The organism is Synergistetes bacterium HGW-Synergistetes-1 (assembly GCA_002839185.1).
GTDB lineage: Bacteria > Synergistota > Synergistia > Synergistales > Synergistaceae > Caenicola.
Map to the genome: position 1 here is coordinate 1 of PGXO01000015.1, position 6,947 is coordinate 6,947.

At 45.6% G+C, this 6,947-nt stretch carries 8 protein-coding genes; 4 read left to right on the forward strand and 4 right to left on the reverse strand.

Translation table 11 applies throughout. The annotated features are described in order from the left end of the window. Positions 1-168, reverse strand: a 168-nt coding sequence (gene tuf / locus CVV54_10110) for an elongation factor Tu (GenBank protein ID PKL03537.1), incomplete at its 3' end; no start/stop codon positions are given. Positions 169-524: 356 nt separating this feature from the next. Between tuf and CVV54_10115 the strand changes: the two genes are divergently transcribed. Together CVV54_10115 and CVV54_10120 are read left to right on the forward strand one after the other, a co-directional pair. Further along, positions 525-947 carry a hypothetical protein gene (locus tag CVV54_10115; protein ID PKL03542.1) on the forward strand — a complete coding sequence of 141 codons (423 nt, stop codon included), beginning with the start codon at positions 525-527 and terminating at the stop codon, positions 945-947. A 57-nt stretch (positions 948-1,004) separates the two neighbouring features. Next, entirely contained in the window at positions 1,005-2,636 is a 1,632-nt protein-coding gene (locus tag CVV54_10120; GenBank protein ID PKL03538.1) for a carbon starvation protein A, read from the forward strand. Between the two features lie 305 nt (positions 2,637-2,941). Here the strand turns inward: CVV54_10120 and CVV54_10125 are convergent, their stop codons facing one another. The 3 genes from CVV54_10125 to CVV54_10135 form a co-directional block, all read right to left on the reverse strand. Beyond that, entirely contained in the window at positions 2,942-3,721 is a 780-nt protein-coding gene (locus CVV54_10125) for a methionine ABC transporter substrate-binding protein (protein ID PKL03539.1), read from the reverse strand. Positions 3,722-3,878: 157 nt separating this feature from the next. Then, complete coding sequence (locus CVV54_10130; GenBank protein ID PKL03540.1) at positions 3,879-4,514, reverse strand: methionine ABC transporter permease; 636 nt, start codon at positions 4,512-4,514, stop codon at positions 3,879-3,881. Further along, the gene (locus CVV54_10135; protein ID PKL03541.1) at positions 4,504-5,472 is read right to left on the reverse strand and encodes a methionine ABC transporter ATP-binding protein; all 969 of its coding nucleotides are present in this window, start codon (positions 5,470-5,472) and stop codon (positions 4,504-4,506) included. Before CVV54_10135 ends, CVV54_10130 begins: the two co-directional genes overlap by 11 nt. Before the next feature lie 436 nt (positions 5,473-5,908). Between CVV54_10135 and CVV54_10140 the strand changes: the two genes are divergently transcribed. Together CVV54_10140 and CVV54_10145 are read left to right on the forward strand one after the other, a co-directional pair. Next, positions 5,909-6,649, forward strand: coding sequence for a hypothetical protein (locus CVV54_10140; protein PKL03543.1), 741 nt, complete (start codon positions 5,909-5,911; stop codon positions 6,647-6,649). Positions 6,650-6,874: 225 nt separating this feature from the next. After that, a partial coding sequence (locus CVV54_10145; protein ID PKL03544.1) for a pyridine nucleotide-disulfide oxidoreductase occupies positions 6,875-6,947 on the forward strand: 73 nt, incomplete at its 3' end.

Sequence of the window (6,947 nt, forward strand, 5' to 3'; positions counted from 1 at the left end):
CTCTTCCGGAGCCTTGTCGATCATGTCGAACGGCGTAAAGTCCGCTCCGCCATGTCTCGCAAGCGTCTTCGTGATCGCCGCTGTAAGAGTCGTCTTACCGTGGTCAATATGGCCTATCGTTCCTATGTTTAGATGCGGCTTGTTTCTTACAAATTTCTCCTTTGCCATTTCTGTCTTGCCTCCCTGTATTTGTTTCAGTAATAACGCCCTTAGGGCTAATATTTCCGCCTATTCCTGAGCAACATCAAAAGAGATCCGGAATTCGAGCCGGATCTCTGAAGATAAGTAAGGCGCATTATACATTAAGGATCCAGCATATGCAAGAGTTCTCCGGGTTATTGTTTGTCACACTGTAAATGATAACACAATGAGCATTTTTGCGCCTGTTATTGAATATAAATCATAATCGATCAGTTGATTTTTTAAAAAATAATTTGATAATTCTAAAACTTAGGTGTATCGTATTTTTAGATACTTGAACATATTAATATAATGTAATGATGATATTGTGGGAGGTGCGTACTCTGGAAGATCTCTCTTATCTGTCCGAAGCAAAAGAAATATGGAGTGAATGGCGTTTTGAGCCTTGGACGAACGGCTCGGCAGAGGGGCTTAAAAGGCGGGTAAGCCTTATAAAATCAGGCCTGATCGGAGAGATAGCGAGATATTATGTAGATGACTATATAGTATGGAAATATCTGCCGGAGGATCCCAAAAGAATATTTACGACTGCAGGATCAGAACCCGACCTTATGTCCCAGCGCTTTCTTTTTGTTAAAACAGAGGGCAGATACTTTACAAGAAAAAAATCTTTTTTAATGGGCCTTAGAGGTTTTATTGAGATCCATATATACAGACTCGGAGATGATCCTCCAAAAATAATTGAGGATCTGGCGTATCTTGTTAACAAAGCAGGGGAGGTGGTAGGTCCGAAACATCCCGAATGATGCCTTCCTTACTGGGCAGAAAATCGGAAGAACAAAAATTTTTAGGAGGTGTTATTTATGTTTCCTGTAATGTTTATCGTTTCTGCAGTCCTTTTTGTTGTCGGTTACAAATTTTACGGAGACTTTATGGCAGGGGTCTACGGTCTCGACAATAAGACTCCCACACCGTCCGAAAGGCTCAATGACGGTATCGACTACTGCCCTGCACACCCGGCAGTCGTTCTAGGGCACCACTTCTCATCGATAGCCGGAGCAGGACCTATCGTAGGACCGATCACCGCCGCATCGATATTCGGGTGGCTGCCCACTATTATGTGGTGCGTCCTTGGCTCTATCTTCCTCGGCGGACCACACGACATGGGATCTCTTGTCTCATCTATGCGCCATGATGGAAAATCTGTCGGAACTGTAATTGAACGCTGGATAGGTGAGACCGGCAAAATGCTCTTCCTCGGATTCACGATCCTCTCTCTGATACTGGTCGTAGCTGTATTCCTGGTCCTTACAACGGCCACTTTTGTTACAGACCCGGTAGTTGCCTTTGTCGGCTGCCTGTATATTCTCCTCGCAATGATCTCAGGTGTGCTTATATATCGATTTAATATGAATTTCAAAATAGTAACAGTTTTTATGCTTGCCATTGTTGCAGTATGTTCATTCAAAGGCGGAGACTGGCCGTTTGTAGCTGCGATCTTTACGCATTCTGCAGACCAGTGGAACATCTTCCTCGCAATATACATCCTGGCTGCATCTGTCCTTCCTGTGTGGCTGCTGCTTCAGCCAAGAGATTACCTCGCCTCCTTCTTCCTTTACTTCGCAGTCGGCATAGGAGCGATAGGAATGATCTTCGGAGCCAAGATGGACAGCGGTGCTATCCCAATGATAGCTGACAACGTTAAATATTTCGGTCTTTCAAAACTCCACCTCTGGCCGATGCTCTTTGTTATTGTCGCATGTGGCGCTATCTCAGGCTTCCACTCCCTTGTTGGGAGCGGAACTACTTCAAAGCAGCTCTGCCACGAAAGGGATGCCCTCCCTGTCGGATATGGCGCCATGCTCCTTGAGGGACTCGTGGCAGTCATCGCCATCGGTACTCTGATGGTAGCAGGCGGTATCCAGAAGGGCGGTCCGGTGGGAACATTTGCAGCCGGATTTGGCCAGTTTTGTACAATAGTCGGGATAGACCCTATCCTTGGGACGAGGCTCGGGGCGATCGCCATCAACGGATTCCTGCTTACCTCTCTCGACACGGCTACACGACTCGCACGTTATCAGATCCAGGAATTTTCAGGCAATAGGATAGGTAAATACGTTGCCACAATAATAGCGATAGCCGTCGCGCTTGGACTCGTCTATGTAAAGACTACTGACGCTTCCGGCAAAGCGATAGCAGCATGGGCAATGATATGGCCTGTATTCGGCGCATCCAACCAACTGGTCGCGGCTCTCGCCCTCCTTGGCGTTGCGGTATGGATCATCCGCGGTCTTAAGAAAAAGGCAACTTTCCTTATCGTTCCATTCTGGTTCATGCTCGTTACCAGCATGACGGGTCTTGTCATAGAGATCAAAACAACTATGATGAGCCCCAACCCGAATTACGCACTGGCGGGTATATCTGCCATACTGTTGGTCCTCGCGGTACTTATGGTAAGAGAGGGACTTAACGCCCTAAAGATAGACAAAGCATAGAATCAGACATAAACAAGATTTCTCCGCACAACAAAGAGAGCAGGCACCGGCAGGAGCCCACTCTCTTTGTTTATGTATGGTAACCTTATTATATTATTCCATTCTTTGCCTTCTTATATGCAAAAGATCCAACTGAAACCACAGCCTGCTCACGGAGGGACCCCGGAGGCGACTTGAACATTATAACGGGAGATCAGGTATATTCTGCTAATCCATATAAAAAGGAGAGGCAATTTCGGCCTCTCCTTTTTATATGGACTTATTTTGTCCGTACCTTTTTGGGCTGTTCTTCTAACGCGTCCCGCTTAAAATGCCGGCACTATACCCTTAGGAACGAGCTCTGTTTCTATGTACTTTTTGACTTCTTTTGAATTAGCTGCTTTGACCAGGGCTTTTACAGCAGGGCTATTTTTGTCTGATGCCCTGACCGCTATCACATTGGCATAGGGAGAATCCTTGCCTTCGATAACGATTGCGTCCTTTGCCGGGATGAGCTTCGCTTCCACAGCAAAATTAGTGTTGATGACAGACGCATCAACGTCCGGAAGCGTTCTTGGAAGCTGCGCGGCTTCGATCTCCCTTATTTTTATCTTTTTGGGATTTTCTGTAATATCCCTGGCTGTGACAAGCTCTCCCGCCTTTACCTTTATCAGTCCGTTTTTCTCAAGCAGGCGCAGCGCCCTTGAGCAGTTTGTAGCGTCGTTGGGGATAGCTATCTGGGCTCCGTTTTTAAGTTCACTGAGCTTTTTGATCTTCTGGGAATAGAGACCAAGAGGTTCTATGTGTACCTTTGCCACCCATACAAGATCGAGTTCCTTTTCCTTGTTTGTGTTTTCCAGATATGGGACGTGCTGGAAAAAGTTTGCGTCAAGGCTGCCTTCAGCAAGAGCTGTATTGGGTGTTACATAGTCAGTGAACTCTTTTATTTTGAGATCATATCCCTCTTTTTTGAGAAGATCCCTGACTACGACCATTATGTCCTTATGGGGGAAGGGAGTGACTCCTACTGTTATAGTCTTTTCAGCCGCGAAAAGAGCTGTTGGAATTATCAAAGACAGTAAAATCGCTATTGCTAATTTTTTCATATCAAATACCATCCTTTCTTCTTAAGGGGCAGAGCCCCACGGTCAATGCCACGCCTGTACCGCACGATGTTATTCTTCCTCTCTCATACATACCGCACATGTCGCTTCCTTTATCTATAGGCTCCACCTCCCTGAAAAGATTCCAAGATGATCGTAGCTACTTTATCTTTTCGTAAACTTTATTTCCCACAGACTGTATCAGCTGGACTATCACAATGAGTATCGCAACAGAATAGATCATTACGTCTGTCTGGAATCTGTTATATCCATACTTGATGGCAAGGTCTCCAAGGCCGCCGCCGCCTACTACCCCTGCCATTGCCGAGTATCCGAGAAGGTTGATGGCAACTACTGCCCAGTTGAGTACTATAGAGGGCATTGCCTCCTTGACCATTACACCGAATACTATCTGCATATCTCCGGCACCGAATGACTTTGCCGCTTCAACGACCCCCGGGTCTACCTCGAGAAGGCTGCCCTCCATCAGACGTGCAACAAACGGAGTTGCCGCTATGGTAAGAGGAACGATCGATGCAGTGCTCCCGATGGAAGTCCCTGCGATAAGCCTTGTAAGCGGTATTATTGCAATCATAAGTATTATGAACGGGAATGAACGGAGCAGATTTACTATCAGGCTCAATGTGGAATAAACTGCTTTGTTGGGCTTAAGACCGTTTGAACCCGTCATTATCATCACTATTGCGACAGCAAATCCAAATATCCCTGAGAAAAGGGTTGACAGCGCTATCATGTAAAGTGTCTCCCAAAGTGCGAAGAGCAGTTCATTCAGCATTTTTCATTACCTCCCAGAACATTCCGTTATCCCTCAGCCAGTTGATCACTTTTTCCAGGTCAGCATCCGAGACGTTAATTATCAAAAATCCCATCACGGTATCCCTGTATCTTTCTATCCTTCCGCCAACCACAGAAAAGTTTATGTCAAGCTCCCTGGCCATCCTGGTTATTATGCTCTCGTTGGCTATCTCACGCGGGAACATCAGCCTTATGTTGGTCCCGGATGGGATCACCGCATAGTCGTCTGTTATGAGCTTGCGAAGCTCTTCTCCGGGGGCAAGGAAAAGGTTGTCCGCATCACCTGATGCCACGACCCTGCCTCCGTCCAGTATCACTACCTTGTTGCAGACCATTTTGACAACTTCCATCTGGTGTGTGACAACTATGATCGTTACCCCAAGCTTTACATTGATATCCATAAGCAGTTCCAGGATAGATATTGTGGTCTTGGGATCAAGTGCCGATGTTGCTTCGTCGCAGAGTAATATCTTAGGTTTGAGTGCCAGGGCCCTTGCGATGCCTATACGTTGTTTCTGGCCTCCGCTAAGGTTGCGTATCTTCTCATTTTTCTTCTCTGTCAGCCCAACAAGCTCAAGAAGTTCTCTTACCCTCTCCTCAGCCTCTTTCTTAGGAACTCCCCAGACCTCCAGGGGAAACATGATGTTTTCGTAAACGTTCTTTCTGTTCATAAGATTGAAGTTCTGAAAGATCATGCCCATCTCTTTGCGAAGCTCTTTCAGCCCTTTTGGATCAAGTTCGCATACTTCCTGCCCCATTACGCGGACAGAGCCTTCAGAGTATGCTTCGAGACCGTTCAGGCAACGCAGCAAAGTAGACTTGCCCGCACCTGAGTGCCCTACTATACCGAATACATCTCCCGGTTCAACTTTGAGGGAGACATCGTTAAGGACCTTAAGCTCTCCAAATTTTTTACCAAGTCCCCTGACTTCGATCATTAGTTCTACCTTCCTTTTATTCCTACAGTTTTTTTAATATGCAACAAAAAAGACCGGGCCAATCAAGGCCCGGTCTCACTGATCTTTGCAATCGACGCTCTAAGCGCCCGCCAGATCAGGAGAGGAGCCTCGAGTGTACATGCACATCATCATATTGTTGATGCCGATATTGTTTATAAGCACGGCGGTTCCTCCTTCCCCGAAATGTCTGATAAAGCGCATTATATCACCACAGTATATTTTGTCAAATTAAAACTGCTCCAGATTAAACCGCTTTCGATCACATTCGTTAAAAGCTTGTATCAGTGTATTTATGAGGATAACCCGTCAAGCGGGCAATTTTTTTCTGTAGTATCAAAAAATTGTTCCTTTGTTTGTCAATTTGGTGTAAAATGTCTGAACATTGGGGGGTATTGATTTGTCTAAACATTTAAAAATGAATCCAAAATTGAAAATCATGATACCCGTCGTTCGCGGTCTCGCTAACATTCTCGGAAAAGATTACGAGGTAAATCTCCATGACGTCACTATGCCCGAGCACTCGCTGGTTATGTGCGAAAACGGACATGTTACCGGTCGTGCACCCGGTGCACCAATGACTGACTTTGGCCTCTACATGCTCCAGTCTGAGGAATACCAGAATAAGGAAGGGATCTATAACTATCTGGCACGCAATAACCGGGGCGAGCTGATCAAATGCAGCGCGATCTTTATACGGGACGAGAACGAAAAGATGATAGGCTTCATGTGCATAAACTACGACATCAGCAAGGCTGTAGCAGCACAGGAGCTTATCGAGAGCATTCTCCACCTTGATATGGAAAAGGTCGAGCAATACCCCGAATCTCCGCAGGCTGAGCCGCAAAAGCCGGATAAATTCCCGGTACCTATCCGTGAATGGTATGCGCAGGACCTTGAAGAAGTCGTAACAGATTCTCTTACACAGGTAAAAACAAGAATAGGGACTCCTCTTAATTACCTTACGAAACCGGAAAAGAAAGAAGTCATCAAGGAACTTCACGACAGAGGATTTTTCCTTCTGAAGGGCTCCGTTGACAGAGTGGCAAATGAAATGGCTAACACAAAGTACACCATCTACTCTTATATCCGCGACGTACAGAAACTGGAAAAGCTCGAAAAAGCCCATAAAACCCCGGGGAAAAAGGCAGTTGAATAGACATTTCAACTGCCTTGCTGTTTTATTTGTCAGAAATTTCATTTCCTCTTGACAAAAATTTATTATGGAATAACAATATTCGTCGTTAGTATCAAAAAATTGTTACGCAGATAATTTTTTGATATTATCGTCAAAACACACCTTTATGCAACAAAATCTTACTGATCACCAAACAAAAAAATCTCTATGGGATTCTGCGAACAAGCACAAGGAGGGAGAGAGGGCATGGAACTGATACAGAAACACCCGATACTTGAGTTCCATCACGGCAAGGAAGTAACGTTCACATTTGACGGCA